The following is an 18,201-nucleotide window of genomic DNA, read 5'->3' on the forward strand; positions in this document are numbered from 1 at the left end:
CGCGAGGCGCCCGCCTCCTACGCCCCCGAGCGCCCCACGAGCCGGTGGTCGTGCGCGTACACGACGAGCTGCACGCGGTCCCGCAGCGCGAGCTTGGCGAGGATGCTGCTCACGTGCGTCTTCACGGTCGACTCGCTCACGAACTCGAGGGCCGCGACTTCGGCGTTCGAGAGGCCGCGGGCCACGTGCCCGAAGACGTCCTTCTCGCGCACGCTCAGCGAGCGGAACGCCGGCGGCGCCGGGGGAGCGGGCGCTGCGGTCGCGTCCGAGGTGAACAGCTGCGTGAGCTCGTCCGGCGCGAGGACGGCGCTGCCCGCGTGCACGGCGCGGATCGCGGCGGCGAGGAACGCGGGCGTCGCGTCCTTCAGGAGGAAGCCGCTCGCGCCGCCCCGGATGGCCGTGGCCGAGGCGCGGTCGAGCGCGAACGTCGTAAGCACGATGACGCGCGGGGGAGCGTCCCGCGTCCCGTCGAAGAGGGCGCGCACGGTCTCGAGGCCGTCCATCACGGGCATGCGCATGTCGAGGAGCACGACGTCGGGCCGCACCTCGTCGATCACGCCGAGGCCCTCCTGCCCGTCGCCGGCCTCGCCGACCACCTCGAGGTCGGGCTGGGCGTCGAGGGCGACGCGCACGCCGCCGCGGAACAGCTCCTGGTCGTCGACGAGCACGATGCGGATCACGGGCGGCCTCCTGGCACGGCGAGGGGGTGGGCGGCGGGCAGGGGGATGCGGGCGCGCGCGGTGAACAGGTCGTCGACGGCCTCGGCCTCGAGGTCGCCCCCGACGGCGGCGAGCCGCGCGCGCATGCCGTCGACCCCGGTGCCCACGCGCAGCGACTCGATGCCGAGCGGGCCGGTGCGGTCGGGGACGGTTCCGCGTCGCGCGACCGGGTTCTCGACCTCGAGCACGACGTCGGCGGCGCGCCACGTCTCGCGCAGGCGGATGCGCCCGCCGGGTTCGCCGTGCCGCATCGCGTTGGTCGTCATCTCCTGCGCGACGCGGCGGATGACCACCTGGCGTGCGGGATCCACCTGTCGCCGGATCCCGCGCACCTCGTGTGCGAGGTCGACGCCGGCCGCCCGCACCTGCGCGACGACGGCGTCGAGGTCCTCGGGCCCCTCGTCCGCGTCGGTGACGCTGGTGCCGCTCAGGACCTCGCGCACCTCGGCGAGCGAGCGGCGGGCGGTGTCGGCGATGGTGGCGGAGACGCCGCGGATCCGCTCCTCGTCGTCGAGGAACTGCACGGAGTCGGCCTGCGCGATGATGACCGCGAGCGAGTGCCCGACGATGTCGTGCACGTCGCGCGCCATGCTCGCCCGCAGCGTCTCGGCCTGCGCGAGGTCGACGGCCTTCACCGCGGTGTCCTCGGCCTGGACGCGGAGGCGCGACTCGGTGGTGCGGGACCGGATCACGCGCACCACGAGGCCGGTCAGCCACGCGAGGAGCAGCATCAGGACCGGCGCCAGGACGAAGATCACGGCGCCGATGCCGCCCGGGCTGATCAGGAGCGAGTAGCGGGCGCCCGTGTGCAGCAGGTAGACGGTGGCCATCGCGCCGCCGACGACCGCGGAGGCGCCGCCGAGGACGGCCGTCGTGCGGGATCCCCGCCGGGCGGTGGAGTAGAGCACCAGCAGCAGCGCCAGGTCGGCGAAGCCGGGCCGCTCGCCCAGCTGCCACTGCGCGAGCGCCATCGCCCAGGCCAGTCCGAGCGAGGCTCCCGGGAAGACCGAGCGCACGACGACGGCGAGGAGCACCAGGAGCGCGACGGCGGGGTTCGCCATCTGCACGTCCACCGGCGGACTCAGGGCGAGTCCGGCCAGCACGATCCCGACGACCGCGTCCACGGAGACCTCGACGCCGTCGTGGTGCCGAGGTGCGCGAGCGCGCGTCGCGGCAGCTGTCCCGGTGTCCATCGGCCACAGCCTAGGCGCGGCCCCTCGGCCGGGTCGCCCCTCGCGGGTACCGGGATCCGGTACCCGCGAGGGAGGGGCGTCCCTACTTCTTCTTCGTCAGCGCGGATCCCTTGTGTGCCGCGGTCTTGCCGGACTTGTCGCTCTCCACGATGTACGCGGGCTCGTCGGACGATGCCGTGAAGTGCTGCCCGTCGTGCTGGAAGTCCTTCGTCTTCTCCTCGACGACCTTCCCGTGCGTCTCGCCCTGGGGCGTGTTCCAGGTGACGTGGTCGCCCTTCTTCAGCGCGGCCATCAGATCGTCGCCACCGATCCGGAGTCGACGCGGTAGTTGGATCCGTTCACGAACGACGCGAGGTCGGAGCAGAGGAACGCGACGACGTTCGCGACCTCGGCAGGCGTTCCGCGGCGCTTCAGCTCCATGTACGGGCGCTCCTCGTCGAGGAACGACTCGATCGCGTCGTCCGTCGAGGTGCCCAGCTGGTCGGCGCGCTTCTCCATCATCGCGTCCGTCATCGGCGTGTGGATGAAGGCGGGCGACACCGCGTTCACGAGCAGCCCCTCCTTCGCGTAGCTGCGCGAGAGGCCCTTCGACAGCGCGAGTATCCCGGCCTTGGCGGCGCAGTAGGGGAGCTCGTCGTCGTACGGCTGCACGGCGTCCTCGGAGGCGAGGAACACGATCCGGCCCCAGCCGCCCTTCCGGAGCGACGGGAGGAACTGCTTCACGAGCCGCACGGGGCCGAGGAGGTCGACCTCGATGGTGCTCGTCCAGCCCTCGTCGTCGATCTCGTGGAAGAGGCCCTGCGCGCCCGTGATGCCCGCGGACTGCACGAGGATGTCGATGTCGCCGACCGCCTCCTGCACCTTCTCGTGCAGCGCGGCGAGCGACTCGACGCTCGTCACGTCGGCCGCGAACGCGTGCACGCGGTCGCCCCCCGTCGAGCTTCGCGGCGGCCTCGTCGAGCGAGCCCTGGTCCTGGTCGCTGAGGACGACGGTCGCGCCCTCGGCGAGGAGGATGCGGGCGGTCTCCCACCCGATCCCCGAGTCGGCGCCCGTGATGAGCGCGGTCTTCCCTGTGATGCCGAGATCCATCCCGGCCTCCTCACTGCCCCGCTGCCGGAGCGTCGATGCGTCGCCGTGCCGTGGAGACACAGCGAGGGCCGCACCAGGTGGTGCGGCCCTCGGTCTGCTGGGTGCGGTCCTACTCGGCGGCCGAGCCGACGCGGCGGTTCTCCGCGGAGACCATCCACGCGTACTGCTCGAGCGCGGTGATGAAGCCGTGCAGGAGGTCCGCGGTGGTCGGGTCCTCCTCGTCGACGTCGTCGTGCACCTCGCGCATGGTGTGCACGGCGGCCTCGAGGCGCTGGGTCACGAGGTCCACGGTCTCGGCCGTGTCGACCTCGCCCTGCGGGTACTCGGGCAGCGTGGTGTTCTCGGCTACGGTGTCGCTGCGGCCGTCCGGAGTCGCATGCAGGGCGCGCATGCGCTCGGCAAGGTCGTCGCTGAACTCGCGCGCCGACTCGATGATCTCGTCGAGCTGGAGGTGCAGGTCGCGGAAGTTCTTGCCGACGACGTTCCAGTGCGCCTGCTTGCCCTGGATGTGCAGCTCGATGAGGTCGACGAGGACCTTCTGCATGTTCTCGTGCAGCTGCTCGCTGGCCTCGAAGCCGCGCTCGGCGTTCTGTCGCTTGGTGGGCTTGGAGCCCTCGGGCTGGCCGGCCTTCGCGGATGCGGTGGTGGGGCGTTCGACGGTCGTGGTCATGTGCGACTCCTCGTTCTGTTCGTGCGTGGGGTCGGGGGTTCCCGATCCGTGCGAGGCGGCATCCGGTGGGAGGGAGCCCCGCGGGCCGGGCGTGCTCGCGCGCGTCATCCGGCCTCCCCTCGACGGTACGCCCGCCGCTTGTCTCTCGCACGAACGATGAGTGGGCTCACAGTCCGCGCCCAGCGTCGTCCCCTGTCCCTTCGCCTGGCGGACGGCCGCGCGCTCCCGGTGCTTGGCTGGATCCATGACCGCCATCACCTCCGACCTCCGCGTCCTCCGCGACGCCCGCGCGATCCTCGTCGAGAGCCTCTGGTGGGATCCGGCCGGCGACGTGATGTGGAACGACATCACCGCGGGCACGCTGCATCGGAGCCCGTGGGAGGGCGCGGTCGACGGATCCGACGACACCGTGCTCGAGCTGCCGCCGCCGCTCGCGTCCTTCCAGCCGGCCGACGACGGCGGCTTCGTCGCGGGCCTCGGCGACCGCATCGTGCTGGCCGACCGCGCCGGGCGGATCACGCGGGAGCTCGCGACGGTCGCGCACGCGCACGCCGGGATGCGGCTCAACGAGGGCAAGGTCGACCCGGAGGGCCGCTTCGTCATCGGTTCCATGGACGTCACCGAGGGCAAGCCCGACGCCGCCGTCTACTCGGTCGACGGAGCAGGCAGCCTGCGCACCCTCATCGGCGGCTTCGCGATCACCAACGGCTTCGAGTGGACCGACGGCGGCAGCACCATGATCCTCACCGACACCGGGCAGCAGACCGTCTACCGCGCCCCCTACTCGGCCGACGGCGAGCTCGGCGACCTCGAGCACTGGATCCACGGGGAGATGAGCGACGGCCTGACCCTCGACGCGGACGGCTACGCGTGGAACGGCGTCTACGGCGCGGGCAAGGTGATCCGCTGGGCGCCCGACGGCACGAAGGACCTGGAGATCGAGGTGCCCGCGCCGAACGTCACGTCGGTCGCCTTCGCCGGGCCCGACCTCCGCACGCTCGTCATCGGCACCGCGCGCGAGAACCTCACCGAGGAGCAGCTCGAGGAGCACCCGCTCTCGGGCGGTGTCTTCGCGATCGACACCGCCGTCTCGGGGCGCCCTGTGAACGTGTTCCGCACCGCGGTCGCCGACGCCGCGCGAGCGTAGCGTCGAAGGCGCCGTCCGACCGGGCGGCGACACTCTCACGAGGAGGAGAAGCACATGACCGGAGAGAGCATCCAGGGCCGCACGGTGGCCTTCCTGCTGACGGACGGCTTCGAGCAGGTCGAGCTGACGGAGCCGTGGAAGGCCGTTCAGGAGGCGGGCGGGAAGCCCGTGCTCGTGTCCCCGAAGTCGGACACCGTGCAGGGCCTCAACCACATCGACAAGGCCGACACGTTCGACGTGGACGTCCAGGTCAAGGACGCGGACGCCGCCGACTACGACGGCCTCGTGCTGCCCGGCGGCGTCGTGAACGCGGACGACCTCCGCGTCGACGCCGACTCGATCGCCTTCGCGAAGGCCTTCTTCACGGCGGGCAAGCCCGTCGCGTCCATCTGCCACGCGCCGTGGATCCTCATCGAGGCCGGCGTGGTCGACGGCCGCCGCATGACCTCGTACCCGACCCTCGCCACCGACCTCCGGAACGCCGGCGCCGAGTGGGTCGACGAGGAGGTCGTGGTCGACAGCGGCTTCGTCACGAGCCGCAACCCCGACGACCTGCCCGCGTTCAACGCGAAGCTGATCGAGGAGATCGCCGAGGGCGAGCACGACGAGCAGCACGCCTGACCGGCGCCTAGGGTGAGGGCGTGACCACGCCCTCACCCGACGCGCGCTTCCGTCAGACCACGCCGGCGCCGCGCCCCGTCCGCCTCGCCGGGCTCGTGATCGCCGTGGGCGGCCTCGTGGCCCTCGTCGCCACCGGGGGCACCGCCGTCGGCGTGATCCTGGCCGTCCTGCTGGTGGCGGCCGGTGCCGTCGTCGGCGCGCTCCGGATCCGCATCACGCTCGACCCGGGCGAGGTCGAGGTGGCGCTCGTGCCGCTGAAGCGCATCCGGATGCCGTACTCCGCCGTCGCGGACTGCACGGTCGTCGACCATCTCCGCCCGCGCACCGTCGGCGGCATCGGCGTCCGATCCCTGCCGGGCGGCGGCGCCGCGATCCTGCTCGACGCCGGGCCCGCCGTGGCGATCGAGGGGGCCGACGGCACCCGGCACCTCGTGCGCAGCACCTTCCCGCGGGAGGCGGCCACGCGGATCCGCGACCGGGCCGCCGCCGCGCCGCTCGCCCCTCCAGCCGACGACGACGACCCGGAGGATCCGGCCGCGACCACCGCCTAGGCTCGTCGCGTGACCACCGCACCCCCCGCCGCACGCCGTCCCCGCACCTCCCGCCCCGTCGTCGTGGCGCTCGCGGTCGTCGTGGTGGTCGTGGGCTTCGTCCTCGACCAGCTCAGCAAGCGCTGGGCCGTCGACGCCCTCGGCGGCGGCGAGACCATCCCGCTGTTCCCGACCGCGCGGTTCGCGCTGGTCTACAACCCGGGCGTCTCCTTCGGCATGGGCGCCGAGGTCGGGCCGCTGCTCACCGTCGGGATCATGGCGCTCGCGCTCGGCCTCGCCGTGTGGGTCGGCTGGCAGATCCGCCACCGCGCCTCGCTCCTCCAGGTGCTGCTGCTCTCGGCCGTGCTCGCGGGCGCGCTCGGCAACCTGTTCGACCGCATCACCCGCGCCGAGGACGGCCCGCTGTCCGGCCACGTCGTCGACTTCATCGCCGTCGAGTGGTTCGCGGTCTTCAACGTGGCCGACATCCTCACGGTCTGCGGCATGATCGCGTGGGCCCTCACCACCGTCTTCGGGCGCGAACCCGGACCGGAGGAGCGCGACGACGACGCGGACGATGCGGCCGTCGCCTCGCCCGAGGGCGCCGGATCCGCACCCACCGACCGCGCCTGACGCCCCGGCGTAGCGTGAGGGGATGACCACGATCCCCACACTGGAACTGTCCGACGGGAACCGCATCCCCGCCATCGGCCTCGGCACGTACGGGTTGGACGACGACGCGGGCGCCGAGCTCGTGTCCGGCGCGATCGGCGCCGGCTACCGGCTGCTCGACACGGCGCTCAACTACGGCAACGAGGCCGCGGTGGGCGACGGGATGCGCCGCTCCGGCGTCCCGCGCGAGGAGCTCTTCCTCACCACCAAGCTGCCCGGCCGCCACCACGGCTACGACGAGACGCTCGCGTCCTTCGAGGAGTCGCGCGCGTCGCTCGGCGTCGACTACGTGGACCTGTACCTCATCCACTGGCCGAACCCGAGCGTCGACAGGTACGTCGACAGCTGGCGCGCGTTCGTCGAGCTGAAGGAGCGCGGTCTCGTGCGATCCATCGGCGTCTTGAACTTCACGCCCGCGCACCTCACGCGCATCCAGGAGGAGACGGGCGTGCTGCCCGTCGTCAACCAGGTGGAGCTGCACCCGACGTTCGCGCAGGCCGATCTCCGCGCGTTCCACGCCGAGCACGGCATCGTGACCGAGAGCTGGTCGCCGCTCGGCACCCGCGAGCAGCTCATGCAGGATCCGAACGTGGTGGCCGCCGCGGACGCGCACGGCGTCACCCCGACGCAGGCGGTGCTGCGCTGGCACATCCAGTGCGGCGCGCTTCCCATCCCGCGCTCGACGGATCCCGAGCGCCAGCGCCAGAACCTCGACGTCTTCGGCTTCGAGCTCACCGAGGAGGAGGTGCGCGCGATCGGCTCCGGTCCGCAGTCGCGCCTCTGGGACGGCGACCCGGACACGCACGAGGAGATGTAGGGACCTCCGTCCCGCCGCGGCCGTCGCGTCCCCCCGGGGCGCGGCGGCCGCGTCGCGTGCGGGGCGGGTCAGCGGCCGAGCAGCGCGGGGATCCCGAGCAGCACGACGCCCGCGACCAGGCACGCGGCGGCGATCAGCACGAGCACGCCGACCCAGAGGATCCCCGGCAGGTGCGTCAGCCGCCCGAGCTGGTCGGCGTCCGAGGCGCCGCCGCCGCGCCGGGAGCGCGACCGCTGCAGCTCGAGCGTTGCCCGCAGCGCGCCGAGCAGGAGGAACAGCGCGAGCGCGTGCGCCGCGACGCCCTGCACCACGATCGGCGCGGCACCCGCGATGACGCCGACCACGACGCCCGCGACGAGGCACGACCACAGGCCGAACCAGTTGCGCACCTGGATCACCACAAGCGCGAGCAGCACGAGCCAGAGCCACAGCACCGCCGCGGATCGACCCTGCCCGGCGAGCCACGCGGCGCCGAGGCCCGCCAGCGCGGGAGCCGGGTACCCGGCGAGCAGCGTCACGACCATGCCCGGCCCGCCGACGCTCACGGTGAGGCCCGAGGTGTCCGAGTGCAGCCGGATCCCCGCGAGCCGCCGCCCGCTGAGCGTCGCCGCGAGCCCGTGGCCGCCCTCGTGCACGATCGTGACGGCGTGACGCGTGAGCCGCCACGCGGCAGGCACGAGCACGAGCACCGCGGCGAGCGCGACGGCGATGAGCGCGGGCCCGGTCTCCAGCGGCGCCTCGACGGCGGTCGCGCGGGCGACGAGGTCGCGGACGATCTCGACGGGGTCCATGGGCGCTCCTCGGGACGGCGTGCGTGGACGCGGGGGTCGGGCGGGGGAGAGCCCAGCCGACCACATGCGCCTGACGGACCGCCGCCGTCCGGCCACCGACTACCGTTGTCGGGTGCCCGAGACCTCCGCATCCGACCTCGTCCGCTCCCTGCTGCTCACCGTCCCCGACTTCCCGCAGCCGGGGATCCTGTTCCGCGACCTGACGCCCGTGCTCGCCGACGGCGCCGGCTTGCGCGCCGTGGTCGACAACCTCGTGGCCGCCGGCGGTCCCGTCGACGCGGTGGCGGGCGTCGAGGCGCGCGGCTTCCTCCTTGCCGCGGCCGCCGCCTACGCGTCCGGCGTCGGCACGCTCGCCGTGCGCAAGGCGGGCAAGCTGCCCGGCGAGGTGCTCCGCGAGACGTACGCGCTGGAGTACGGCGAGGCCGCCATCGAGCTGCACCCGGGCCAGCTCGCGCCCGGATCCCGCGTGCTGCTCCTCGACGACGTGCTCGCCACCGGCGGCACCCTCGAGGCGGCCGCCCGCCTGCTGGAGCGCGCCGGCTACGAGGTCGCGGGCATCGGCGTCGTGCTCGAGCTCGCGGACCTCGGCGGTCGCGCGCGCCTCGCGGGCCACGACGTGCACGCGATCCTCTCGCTCTGACACCGCGTACGACGACGGAGGGCCGGACGCGCGATGCGTCCGGCCCTCCTCGCGTGCGGTGCCGGGATCAGCTCCAGAGCCTGCGGGTCGCGATCTCCGCGCCCTGTGCCAGGCTCTCGAGCTTCGCCCACGCGATCTGCGGGTGGATCCGGCCGCCGAGCCCGCAGTCGGTCGACGCGATCACCCGCTCCCGCCCCACGAGCCGGGCGTAGCGCTCGATCCGGTCGGCCACGAGCTCCGGGTGCTCGACCACGTTCGTCGCGTGCCCCACGACGCCGGGGACGATGAGCTTCCCGTCGGGCAGCTCCACGTCCTCCCACACCCGCCACTCGTGCTCGTGCCGCGCGTTCGCGCCCTCGAACGAGTACGCGCCCGCGTCGATCTCGAGCATCGTCCGCACCAGGTGCCGGAACTCGATGTCCGTCGTGTGCGGCCCGTGCCACGAGCCCCAGCAGAGGTGGAAGCGGATCCGCTCTGGCGGCAGCCCGCGCAGCGCGTGGTTGAGCGCCTCCACCCGGATGCGCGTGAACGCCAGGTAGTCCTCCACGCTCGGCTCCGGGTTGATCTGGTCCCAGTTCTCCGCGATCGACGGGTCGTCGATCTGCAGCACGAACCCCGCGTCGATGATCGCGACGTACTCCTCGCGCATCGCGTCGGCGCACGCCCAGATGAACTCCTCCTCCGTCGCGTAGTGCAGGTTGCCGATTCGCGACGCGCTGCCGGGGGAGAGGGAGGTGATGAAGCCCTCCTCGTACCCGTTCGCGTCGAGCGCCTGCTTCAGGTGCGCGATGTCGGCCTGGATGGCGTCGTGCCCCGTGTAGGAGACGGGCCCCGTGGCGCTCGGGAACTCGATGGGCGCGTCGCCCACGGTGATGCCGCTCGACGGATCCCGGTAGGCGTCGGCGAAGATCGTCCAGTCGCGGCGGTCGGGGAAGGTCGTCAACCGCACGTCCCCCGGCGAGCTGCGCACGGGCTCGGAGGAGAAGGGGCCGCCCGGCACGAGCTCGAGCCCGCTGAGGCGCTGGAACGAGTACGACCACCAGGCGCCGTAGTCGATCGCGCTCGACATGGCCTTGCCGTACTCGCCGTCGCCGGGCACGGTGATCCCGACCTCGCGCTGGCGGGCGACGAGGCCGTCGACCGCGTCGGCCAGCACGGCGTCGAGGCCGTCGTCGGCCGGGGCCGGAGCCGGGGCGGACGGGAAGGACGCCTGCCCGCCGACGAGCACGGCCTTCCTGCTGTCCGCGCGCGCCGCGTTGGCGGCGATGAGCGCGTCCGTCCGCGGCAGGCTGCCGGCGTGGGACGTCTGGATCCGGTCGGTGCTGTCGAGCATGGGGACCTCCGCGGGTCTCTCGTGCCGTCGGGCGGCCTCGCACGACCGCCCGCGGCGAGCGGGAACTGATCGCAGGCGGTGTCCGTCCGCGGATGCGGGTGGGACGCGAGGCTTCGCGGGATGCGCTGCACGCACATGCTCCCATCGGGTCATCCCCGAGGACCGGTCGGACGCAACAGGGCGTCATGGAACCGGCACCTCCGGCGGATCCGGCACCCAGGGGAATGCCCGGATGATGGACGGATGCTCCTCCGCCACCCCGTCCTCGGAACCGCCACGGCCCTGTACCTCGGCCTGGTCGCGTGGATCACGCTGTCGCCGGAGCCCTACGACCGCCGCCTCGACGGCTACCTCTTCCGTGCCCTCCGCGCCCTGCACCGCCACGACGGCACCTCGTGGATCACGTACTCCTCCGTCGAGGGCGCGGCGAACGTCGCGATGTTCCTGCCGGTCGGCATGTTCCTCGTGCTGCTCCTCGGCCGATCGCGCTGGTGGCTCGCGATCGCGCTCGGCGTCGGCCTGTCCGCGCTGATCGAGACCGCCCAGGCGTTCCTGCCCACGCGCGTCTCCGACGTCCGCGACCTCGTGCACAACGGCCTGGGCGCGCTCCTCGGCGTCGTGCTCGTGCTGATCCTCACGGCCCGCTCCGAGAACGCCCGCCGCCGCGCGCTCCGCCGGCGCCCGCAGCCCGCGTCCACGGTGTAGCAGCGCCTCGTCGGCACGCGCCGCTGACCCCGCGCGGCGCTCCGTCCGCGGCGCAGGCGGTCCCGCCCGCGGTCAGGGGACGCCCCCTCGGCTCGATAGGATTGACGCCGGATTCCAAGGGGTGTGCAGGTGACCGGTACGGAGCTGGAGCGCGAGCGGGCGTACGTCACCCGCCTCTACGGACGACTCGACGCGGTGCGCGCGGACACGCGGGACCAGCTGATCGCGGTGCGGGACAGCCCCACCGGCGGCACCCACCAGAACCGCTCCGAGCGGGACGCGTTCGCGCGCATCTACGAGGACCGGCTGCAGGCGCTCCGCGAGGTCGACGAGCGCCTCGTCTTCGGGCGCCTCGAGTTCGAGGACGGCCACCTGCCGGAGGACGAGCCGCGGGACGCCGCACCCGCGCGCACGGCAGGCGACGGGGATCCGGTCTACCGGTACATCGGCCGCATCGGCCTCCGCGACGACGACCTCCAGCCGCTCCTCCTCGACTGGCGCGTGCCCCAGGCGAGCGCCTTCTACCAGGCCACCGCCGCCACCCCGCTCGGCGCCCGCGCCCGCCGCCACCTCACCACGCGGGGCCGCGAGGTCGTGCACGTCGAGGACGAGGTGTTCGACCCGACGCTGCTCGACGAGGGCCGCACCAGCCTCCAGGGCGAGGGCGCGCTGCTGGCGGCGCTCGCCGCGGGTCGCACCGGCCGGATGAACGACATCGTCGCCACCATCCAGGCCGAGCAGGACCGCATCATCCGCTCCGACCTCCGCGGCGTGCTCGTCGTGCAGGGCGGTCCGGGCACCGGCAAGACCGCGGTCGCGCTGCACCGCGCGGCGTACCTCCTCTACTCCCACCGCGACCGGCTCGCCTCCTCGGGCGTGCTCGTCGTGGGTCCCAGCCGCTCGTTCCTCCAGTACATCGAGGCCGTGCTGCCGTCGCTCGGCGAGACGGGCGTGGTGCTCGCGAGCGTCGGCCAGCTCTACCCGGGCATCGACGCCGCGGGCGAGGATGCGCCCGAGGTCGCGGCCGTGAAGGGATCCGCCGAGATGGCCGGCCTCCTGCAGCGCGCCGTGCGCTCGCGCCAGGTCGTCCCCACCGAGGCCGTGACCCTCGACGTCAACGGCGAGCGCATCGTGCTCGAGCCGTCGCTCGTGGCCAATGCGCTCCGCCGCGCGCAGGACAGCCGGAAGCCGCACAACGAGGCGCGGCTGGTCTTCAACAAGGCGGCTCTCGGATCCCTCGCGCAGGTCCTCGCGTCGCAGATGCGCCGCAACGGCAGCGCCCTCGACGACAGCGACCTCGCCATGCTCCGCGAGGACCTCCGCACCTCCTACGACGTGAAGGTCGCGCTCAACACCGCGTGGCTCCCGCTCACCCCCGAGAAGCTGATCCAGGACCTGTACGCGCGCCCGAACTGGCTCGCCTCGCTCACCCCGCGGTGGAGCCCCGAGAAGCGCGCGCTCCTCCGCCGCGACCGCGACGCGCCGTTCACGATCGCCGACGTGCCCCTGCTCGACGAGGCCGCCGAGCTCCTCGGCGAGTTCAGCGCGCAGGCCGACGCGAGCGCGCGCGAGCGCGAGCAGCAGCGCCTCCGCGACATCGAGAACGCCGAGCAGGCCATCGAGAACATGGGCGTCGGCGGCATGGTCACGGCCGAGCGCCTCGCCGAGGGCTTCGCCGAGCAGGCCGCGCGGCGCACGACCGCCGAGCGCGCCGCATCCGACCGCACCTGGACCTACGGCCACATCGTGGTCGACGAGGCCCAGGAGCTCAGCCCCATGCAGTGGCGCGTGCTCCTCCGCCGCTGCCCGCTGCGCTCCTTCACGATCGTGGGCGACGTGGCGCAGGCCAGCTCCGCGGTCGGCGTCACCAACTGGCAGGACGCCCTCGGCCCGGTGCTGGGCCGCGAGTGGCGCCTCGAGGAGCTCACCGTCAACTACCGCACGCCCGCCCGGATCGCCGAGGCCGCCGAGCGCATGGCCATCGCGCACGGCCTCCCGGTCACCCGCTCGCGCGCCGTGCGCGAGGGCGAGCACCCCATCGACACGGTCGAGGTGGACGCCGACGAGGTGGTCTCGGCCGTGATCGACGTGGTCGACGAGGAGCGCGAGGGCGACGAGGCGGGGACGCTCGCCGTCATCGCCCGGGACGACCGCGTCGAGGAGCTGCACCGCGCGCTCGCCGAGCGCTTCGGATCCGCCGTGGGCATCGGCGTGGGCGGCCTCGGCCGGCCCATCGCGGTGCTCGGCTCGCAGGAGGCGAAGGGCCTCGAGTTCGACGTCGTCGTCATCGCGGAGCCCGACGAGATCCTCGCGCACACCTCGCGCGGCGCGGCCGGACTGTACGTCGCCATGACCCGGCCCACGCAGCGCCTGCACGTCGTCACGTCCACGGGCTTCACCGCCTGATCACGTCCGTTCGCGTCCCCGGCGGCGGGTTCGCGAACACTATGAGCACAAGTGGCATCCCCGGTCGCACGCGCGGAGGATGGGCCGGTCATGACCCGTCCTCCCGCGTCCTCCGGCCCCTCGTCCGCACCCGGTACCGGGACGGATCCCGGCCCCGGCGGAGCGCCGCGCGACGAGGCCGATCCGGTGCCGGACGGGGTCGCGTCGGTCGCCGAGGACGACGCGCCTGAGGCGCCCGACGCGCCTGCCGCATCCGCCGCCGCCCGCCGCGCGCACCGCTCGCGCGCGATTCAGGTCGTCGTCATCGTGGCCGTGGCCGTGGCCGTCGCCGTCGGCATCGCGCTCGTCCCGCCGCCCGCCGGGGTCGACCCGCGCGGCATGCACATGGCCGGCATCTTCGTCGGCACCGTCCTCGCGCTGATCCTCCAGCCGCTGCCGACCGCGCCCGTCGCGCTGGTCGGCCTCGCGGTCGCCATGCTCACCGGCACCATGACCACCGACGGCGAGGCGCTCGTCGGCTTCGCGAACCCCACGATCTGGCTCATCGTCGCGTCGTTCTTCATCGCGGACGGCTTCCTCGTCACGGGCCTCGGCCGCCGCATCGCCCTCGTCTTCGTGTCGCGGCTGGGCGGATCCAGCCTCGGCCTCGCGTACGGCATGGCGCTCACCGACCTCGTGCTCGCGCCTGCGACGCCGTCGAACACCGCGCGGGCGGGCGGCGTCGTCTACCCGATCGTCGCGTCGCTCAGCCGCGTGCAGGGATCTACCCCCGAATCGGACGCGTCGCGCCGCCGCCTCGGCTCCTACCTCGCGCTCACGAGCGTGCAGGTCAACACCGTCACCTCCGCGATGTTCGTCACGGCCATGGCGGGCAACCCCGTCGCGCAGAAGGCCGCGGCCGACCTCGGCATCGAGGTCACCTGGGGCGGCTGGGCGCTCGCGGCGCTCGTCCCCGGCCTCCTGAGCCTGGTCGTCGTGCCGTGGGCGATGTCGCGCGTCTACCCGCCGACGCTCACCCGCACGCCCGAGGCGCCGGCCCATGCACGCGAGGAGCTGCGCGGCCTCGGACCGCTGTCGGGCCACGAGCGCATCATGGCCGCCACCTTCGTGCTGCTCCTCGTGCTCTGGTGCGGCGGATCCCTGCTCGGCATCCCCGCGACCGCCGCGGCGTTCGGCGGCATCGCCGTGCTCCTCGTGACGGGCGTCCTCACGTGGTCGCACCTCGCCGCGAACGCCTCGGCCTGGTCGACGCTCATCTTCTTCGCGGTGCTCGTGGGCATGGCCGACCAGCTCGACGCGCTCGGCGTCATCGACCTCGTGGGCGGCGCGGTGTCCGGATCCGTCGGCGGTCTGCCCTGGCCGTGGGCCTTCGCGGTGCTCGCGCTCGTGTACTTCTTCTCGCACTACCTCTTCGCGTCGAACACGGCGCACATCGTCGCCATGTACGCGGTCTTCCTCGGCGCCGCGGTCGCGACGGGCACTCCGCCGCTGTTCGCCGCGCTCGTGCTCGGCTTCATCGGCAACCTCTTCGGCGGCATCTCGCACTACGCGTCGGGGCCGTCCGGCGTGGTCTTCGGATCCGGCTACGTCACGACGAAGGAGTGGTTCCGCGTCGGCTTCGTGATGGCGGTGGTGCTCATCGTGATTTGGGGCGTCGTCGGCACCGCCTGGATGGGCGTGCTCGGCCTCCTGGCCTGACGCTCCGTCCGCGCCGGCGGCCCGAGGGCATGGAGATGGGCCGACCCGATGACAGGCCGGCCCTGCGGTCATGGTCCCGGCGCCGAGACCCCTCTCCATGCGCCGTCCGTGCGACCGCTCTCCCCATGGCATCCGGACCAGTGGTGCATCGCGTCTCGGGTGGTCCGGAGCATTGCACTCTCTTCGGACCGGGCGCGCGATCGGTTGGGCCCTGCAGGTGACGGGACCCTGTACGCCGGCCCCGCGCGCCGGGCGCCGACGCATCGAGCGTCGACGCGCCGAGCCTCAGCGCACGGGCGCCGGCCAGCCCACGTCGTCGGAGGTGAGGAGCGGCGCGTCGCCGCACCCGTCGAGCACGTGCGCCATCGCGTCATGCTCCGCGCGCGTCACGCTGAGCTCGGTGCGCACCTTGATGGCGACCTGCCGCGCCACGAGAGCGCATGCGTCAGCGGGATCCTCGGGCAGCCACGCGTCGGCCGTCGCGTCGGACTTCGCGTTGTTCTCGGCGGCGGACGCGGCGACCAGCTCGAGCGGGTCGTTCGCGAACGCCGCGCGGTAGTCGGCGTCCCAGCGCCATGCGCCGGAGGACCACGCGTCCGACAGCGACACGACGTGGTCGATCTGCACCGCCTCCGGGTCGCGCGACCGGTCGAACGACACCCGCGCCCCCGAGTACGGATCCTCCAGCACGCCCGCCTGCACGACGCAGCCGCGCGTGCCGCTGCGGATCTCCGCGTCGGCGAGGTCGCGCCGCAGCACGTCGTTGCGGGTGTCGCAGCCGTTGCGGTCGACGTCGGTGCGCCAGGCGAAGGACTCGCGGTCGTAGCCGGGCACGCGCTCGTCCGTCCGCACCTCGAGCCCCTGGAGGGCGAGGCGCGCGGATCCGGTCGACCCCGGCTCCGCGCCGAGCCCCGACGTGCTGCCGCCGGCCTGCCCGGATCCGGTGCCCGGATCACCGCGCCACTGCACGAGCCCCGCGACGATCACGATGACGAGCGCCGCCAGCGTCACGAGCACGGGCGTCCGCCTCCTCCGCCGCGTCACGGGGTGGGGTTCCGGGAGTCGTAGTGCTCGAACGACGGCAGCGCGCGGATCAGGGTCCACACCACCACCGCGATCAGCAGCCCGCCCACGAGCGACGGCACCCACAGGGCCGCGAACAGCGTGACGATTCCGATGTACGCGTCGCCGAGCCGCGGCCCGCCGGTCACCACCACGATGAAGATGCCCTGCAGCCGTCCGCGCATGTTGTCGGGCACCGCGGTCTGCAGCATGGTGTTGCGGAAGATGGAGGAGATGTTGTCGGCGGCTCCCGTGAGCGCGAGCAGCACGGAGGCCGCGACGATGCCGGGGATGCTCGCGTCCTCGATGCGCGACCCGATGCCGTGCAGCACGCCCGGCTTCGACGCGAGGAGCAGCACGACGCCGAACCCCGCGGTGGAGAGGCCGTAGGCGACGATGGCGAGGCGGATGGCCCGGCCGTGCCGCGTGACCCGCCCGACGGATCCGCTCAGCACGCTGCTCACGAGGCTGCCGACCGCGCCGGCCGCGGTGAGGATCCCGACGGTCACCGGCCCGCCGCCGAGCACGACCGCGCCCACCGCCGGGAACAGCACGCGGGGCTGCCCGAGCGTCATGGCGATGATGTCGACGATGAACGACATCCGGATGTTCGGCGCGGTCTTCAGGAACCCGAGCCCGTACCTGATGGATGCCAGCCCCGGCCGCTGCACCTCGCCCTCGGGCGCGATCCGCGGCAGCGCGAGCACCCCCGTGAACGCCGCGAGGAACAGCACGGCATCGACCGTGTAGGTCCACTGGAACCCGACCGACGCGACGAGCACGCCCGCGAGCGCCGGCCCGACCGTGACCATGACGCCCAGGCTGATCCCGCCGAGCGCGCTGGCCGCGGGCAGCAGGTGCGGCGGGAGGATGCGGGGGAGGATCGCCTGCCGGCTCGTGCCGATGACCGTCGCCGCGACCGCGTTGAGGATGCTCAGCGCGTAGAGCGACCACACCGTCTCCGCGTGCGTCCAGGCGAGCGCCGCCAGCACGATGGTCGACCCCCACGCCACGCACGACGCGATGAGCGCGACCTTCCGCCGGTCGAACGCGTCCGCGAGCATGCCGCCGTAGAGGCCCGCGATGATCATCGGCAGCAGCGACAGCACACCCACGAGGGCGACGGAGCCGGTGGATCCCGTCAGCTCGTACACGTGCAGCCCGATGGCGACGACCGTCATCTGGCTGCCGATGCCGGCGATCGCGTTGCCGGCCCAGAGCCGGGCGAACGCCGGGCTCTCCGTGAGCGGCGACAGGTCGACGAAGTGGCTGCCGCGCACCTGCCGCTCGTCGGGGATCGGGATGGGGGAGGTCTCGGGCGGGGTGCTCACGTGTCGCTGCGTCGTCTCTCTAGAGTGGGTTTCCACGCTAGCCGAGTCCGCCGACGCCGCCTCGCGCCGGGCGGCCTCGGGCCCCGGGAGCGGCCCCGCCCTCTGGTATGGTCGTGAGGTTGCCGTCTGAACGGCCGCGGATCAAGAGAGCTCGCACATCCTGTGACGGGCGCCGCGCAACGAACACGAGAGGGGATCATCACATGGCTCTGGAAGCAGACGTCAAGAAGGCGATCATCGACGAGTACGCGACCCACCCCGGTGACACCGGATCCCCCGAGGTGCAGATCGCGCTCCTCACCAAGCGGATCACGGGCCTCACCGAGCACCTCAAGGAGCACAAGCACGACCACCACACGCGTCGTGGCCTGCTCCTCCTGGTCGGCCAGCGTCGTCGTCTCCTCGGCTACCTGTCCAACGTCGACATCGAGCGCTACCGCGCCCTGATCGCGCGCCTGGGCATCCGCCGCTGACACGCACCACGCGTCGCTGATCGCATCGCGACCGAGCGGACGAGCCGTCACCCTCCGGGGTGGCGGCTCGTCTCGCGTTAATGTCCGCGACGCCCGCCCGACACCCGGCGATCCCCGTCCTCCCGAGCCCGCGAGGGGCCGGGTGCTACCATGGTCGGAGTGATCCAGCGGACGCCCAGCGTCACGATGCGATCACGACAGATGGAGCTGGCCGGCAGGAGCTGGTCGTTGGTGGTGGTATTCCGAGTCGCTCGGAGCATTCCCACTGATGGCCAGACATGCGCCCGCCGCCGTCGGCCACCG

At 73.2% G+C, this 18,201-nt stretch carries 19 protein-coding genes and 1 pseudogene; 10 read left to right on the top strand and 10 right to left on the bottom strand.

The genetic code is table 11. The features are described 5' to 3' along the window. Positions 1–17: 17 nt before the first annotated feature. The 6 genes and pseudogenes from CMS_RS05765 to CMS_RS05785 all read right to left on the bottom strand — a co-directional run bounded on the left by CMS_RS05765 (position 18) and on the right by CMS_RS05785 (position 3,672). Complete coding sequence (locus CMS_RS05765; protein WP_012298563.1) at positions 18–680, bottom strand: response regulator; 663 nt, start codon at positions 678–680, stop codon at positions 18–20. After that, positions 677–1,912 (bottom strand): sensor histidine kinase, encoded by a 1,236-nt coding sequence (locus CMS_RS05770; protein ID WP_041464458.1) that lies wholly within the window; start codon positions 1,910–1,912, stop codon positions 677–679. The genes CMS_RS05765 and CMS_RS05770 overlap by 4 nt, the downstream gene beginning before the upstream one ends. 82 nt (positions 1,913–1,994) lie before the next feature. Beyond that, the gene (locus tag CMS_RS05775) at positions 1,995–2,204 is read right to left on the bottom strand and encodes a hypervirulence associated TUDOR domain-containing protein (RefSeq protein ID WP_012298565.1); all 210 of its coding nucleotides are present in this window, start codon (positions 2,202–2,204) and stop codon (positions 1,995–1,997) included. Continuing rightward, positions 2,204–2,833, bottom strand: a complete 630-nt coding sequence (locus tag CMS_RS05780) for an SDR family NAD(P)-dependent oxidoreductase (RefSeq protein ID WP_256890525.1) — start codon at positions 2,831–2,833, stop codon at positions 2,204–2,206. The genes CMS_RS05775 and CMS_RS05780 overlap by 1 nt, the downstream gene beginning before the upstream one ends. A gap of 70 nt (positions 2,834–2,903) precedes the next feature. Further along, positions 2,904–3,002: pseudogene (locus tag CMS_RS18140) on the bottom strand (ketoacyl reductase); the annotation flags it as partial. Between the two features lie 109 nt (positions 3,003–3,111). Beyond that, a complete protein-coding gene (locus CMS_RS05785) occupies positions 3,112–3,672 on the bottom strand; it encodes a Dps family protein (protein ID WP_012298566.1) in 561 nt (186 codons plus the stop codon). Positions 3,673–3,916: 244 nt separating this feature from the next. Between CMS_RS05785 and CMS_RS05790 the strand changes: the two genes are divergently transcribed. From CMS_RS05790 to CMS_RS05810, 5 genes are read left to right on the top strand one after another with little or no spacing between them, the layout of a single operon-like run. After that, positions 3,917–4,819: an SMP-30/gluconolactonase/LRE family protein gene (locus CMS_RS05790; RefSeq protein ID WP_012298567.1), complete on the top strand. Its 903-nt coding sequence runs from the start codon at positions 3,917–3,919 to the stop codon at positions 4,817–4,819. A 54-nt stretch (positions 4,820–4,873) separates the two neighbouring features. After that, positions 4,874–5,440 (top strand): type 1 glutamine amidotransferase domain-containing protein, encoded by a 567-nt coding sequence (locus CMS_RS05795; RefSeq protein WP_041464459.1) that lies wholly within the window; start codon positions 4,874–4,876, stop codon positions 5,438–5,440. Positions 5,441–5,460: 20 nt separating this feature from the next. Continuing rightward, positions 5,461–5,991, top strand: coding sequence for a hypothetical protein (locus CMS_RS05800; protein WP_012298569.1), 531 nt, complete (start codon positions 5,461–5,463; stop codon positions 5,989–5,991). 9 nt (positions 5,992–6,000) lie between these two features. Beyond that, positions 6,001–6,603 (top strand): signal peptidase II, encoded by a 603-nt coding sequence (locus CMS_RS05805; RefSeq protein WP_012298570.1) that lies wholly within the window; start codon positions 6,001–6,003, stop codon positions 6,601–6,603. A 22-nt stretch (positions 6,604–6,625) separates the two neighbouring features. Continuing rightward, the gene (locus CMS_RS05810; RefSeq protein ID WP_012298571.1) at positions 6,626–7,459 is read left to right on the top strand and encodes an aldo/keto reductase; all 834 of its coding nucleotides are present in this window, start codon (positions 6,626–6,628) and stop codon (positions 7,457–7,459) included. 68 nt (positions 7,460–7,527) lie between these two features. Here CMS_RS05810 and CMS_RS05815 read toward each other — a convergent pair whose 3' ends face one another. Next, the gene (locus tag CMS_RS05815) at positions 7,528–8,250 is read right to left on the bottom strand and encodes a M50 family metallopeptidase (RefSeq protein WP_012298572.1); all 723 of its coding nucleotides are present in this window, start codon (positions 8,248–8,250) and stop codon (positions 7,528–7,530) included. Between the two features lie 64 nt (positions 8,251–8,314). On the opposite strand from CMS_RS05815, the gene CMS_RS05820 reads away from it, so the two are divergent. Next, positions 8,315–8,890, top strand: a complete 576-nt coding sequence (locus tag CMS_RS05820) for an adenine phosphoribosyltransferase (protein ID WP_012298573.1) — start codon at positions 8,315–8,317, stop codon at positions 8,888–8,890. A 67-nt stretch (positions 8,891–8,957) separates the two neighbouring features. On the opposite strand, the gene CMS_RS05825 is transcribed toward CMS_RS05820, so the two are convergent. Then, positions 8,958–10,223, bottom strand: coding sequence for a cobalamin-independent methionine synthase II family protein (locus tag CMS_RS05825; RefSeq protein ID WP_012298574.1), 1,266 nt, complete (start codon positions 10,221–10,223; stop codon positions 8,958–8,960). Positions 10,224–10,466: 243 nt separating this feature from the next. Here CMS_RS05825 and CMS_RS05830 point away from each other — a divergent pair, with 243 nt between their 5' ends. From CMS_RS05830 to CMS_RS05840, 3 genes are all read left to right on the top strand, one after another. Beyond that, positions 10,467–10,928, top strand: a complete 462-nt coding sequence (locus CMS_RS05830) for a VanZ family protein (RefSeq protein ID WP_012298575.1) — start codon at positions 10,467–10,469, stop codon at positions 10,926–10,928. Between the two features lie 129 nt (positions 10,929–11,057). Then, the gene (locus tag CMS_RS05835; RefSeq protein ID WP_174270077.1) at positions 11,058–13,334 is read left to right on the top strand and encodes a HelD family protein; all 2,277 of its coding nucleotides are present in this window, start codon (positions 11,058–11,060) and stop codon (positions 13,332–13,334) included. 90 nt (positions 13,335–13,424) lie between these two features. Continuing rightward, a complete protein-coding gene (locus CMS_RS05840; RefSeq protein ID WP_106408637.1) occupies positions 13,425–15,032 on the top strand; it encodes a DASS family sodium-coupled anion symporter in 1,608 nt (535 codons plus the stop codon). Positions 15,033–15,317: 285 nt separating this feature from the next. Here CMS_RS05840 and CMS_RS05845 read toward each other — a convergent pair whose 3' ends face one another. Next, complete coding sequence (locus tag CMS_RS05845; RefSeq protein ID WP_106408638.1) at positions 15,318–16,049, bottom strand: HNH endonuclease family protein; 732 nt, start codon at positions 16,047–16,049, stop codon at positions 15,318–15,320. 23 nt (positions 16,050–16,072) lie between these two features. Next, positions 16,073–17,425 (bottom strand): MFS transporter, encoded by a 1,353-nt coding sequence (locus CMS_RS05850; RefSeq protein WP_223842736.1) that lies wholly within the window; start codon positions 17,423–17,425, stop codon positions 16,073–16,075. A gap of 203 nt (positions 17,426–17,628) precedes the next feature. Here CMS_RS05850 and rpsO point away from each other — a divergent pair, with 203 nt between their 5' ends. Continuing rightward, complete coding sequence (gene rpsO, locus CMS_RS05855) at positions 17,629–17,898, top strand: 30S ribosomal protein S15 (protein WP_012038735.1); 270 nt, start codon at positions 17,629–17,631, stop codon at positions 17,896–17,898. Positions 17,899–18,201 lie beyond the last annotated feature (303 nt).

It is taken from the genome of Clavibacter sepedonicus (genome assembly GCF_000069225.1).
GTDB lineage: Bacteria > Actinomycetota > Actinomycetes > Actinomycetales > Microbacteriaceae > Clavibacter > Clavibacter sepedonicus.

Coding starts and splice junctions, on each gene's coding strand:
- CMS_RS05770 (WP_041464458.1), bottom strand. CDS start 1,912: ATGGACACCGGGACAGCTGCCGCGACGCGCGCTCGCGCACCTCGGCAC.
- CMS_RS05775 (WP_012298565.1), bottom strand. CDS start 2,204: ATGGCCGCGCTGAAGAAGGGCGACCACGTCACCTGGAACACGCCCCAG.
- CMS_RS05785 (WP_012298566.1), bottom strand. CDS start 3,672: ATGACCACGACCGTCGAACGCCCCACCACCGCATCCGCGAAGGCCGGC.
- CMS_RS05790 (WP_012298567.1), top strand. CDS start 3,917: ATGACCGCCATCACCTCCGACCTCCGCGTCCTCCGCGACGCCCGCGCG.
- CMS_RS05795 (WP_041464459.1), top strand. CDS start 4,874: ATGACCGGAGAGAGCATCCAGGGCCGCACGGTGGCCTTCCTGCTGACG.
- CMS_RS05810 (WP_012298571.1), top strand. CDS start 6,626: ATGACCACGATCCCCACACTGGAACTGTCCGACGGGAACCGCATCCCC.
- CMS_RS05815 (WP_012298572.1), bottom strand. CDS start 8,250: ATGGACCCCGTCGAGATCGTCCGCGACCTCGTCGCCCGCGCGACCGCC.
- CMS_RS05820 (WP_012298573.1), top strand. CDS start 8,315: ATGCGCCTGACGGACCGCCGCCGTCCGGCCACCGACTACCGTTGTCGG.
- CMS_RS05825 (WP_012298574.1), bottom strand. CDS start 10,223: ATGCTCGACAGCACCGACCGGATCCAGACGTCCCACGCCGGCAGCCTG.
- CMS_RS05830 (WP_012298575.1), top strand. CDS start 10,467: ATGCTCCTCCGCCACCCCGTCCTCGGAACCGCCACGGCCCTGTACCTC.
- CMS_RS05840 (WP_106408637.1), top strand. CDS start 13,425: ATGACCCGTCCTCCCGCGTCCTCCGGCCCCTCGTCCGCACCCGGTACC.
- rpsO (WP_012038735.1), top strand. CDS start 17,629: ATGGCTCTGGAAGCAGACGTCAAGAAGGCGATCATCGACGAGTACGCG.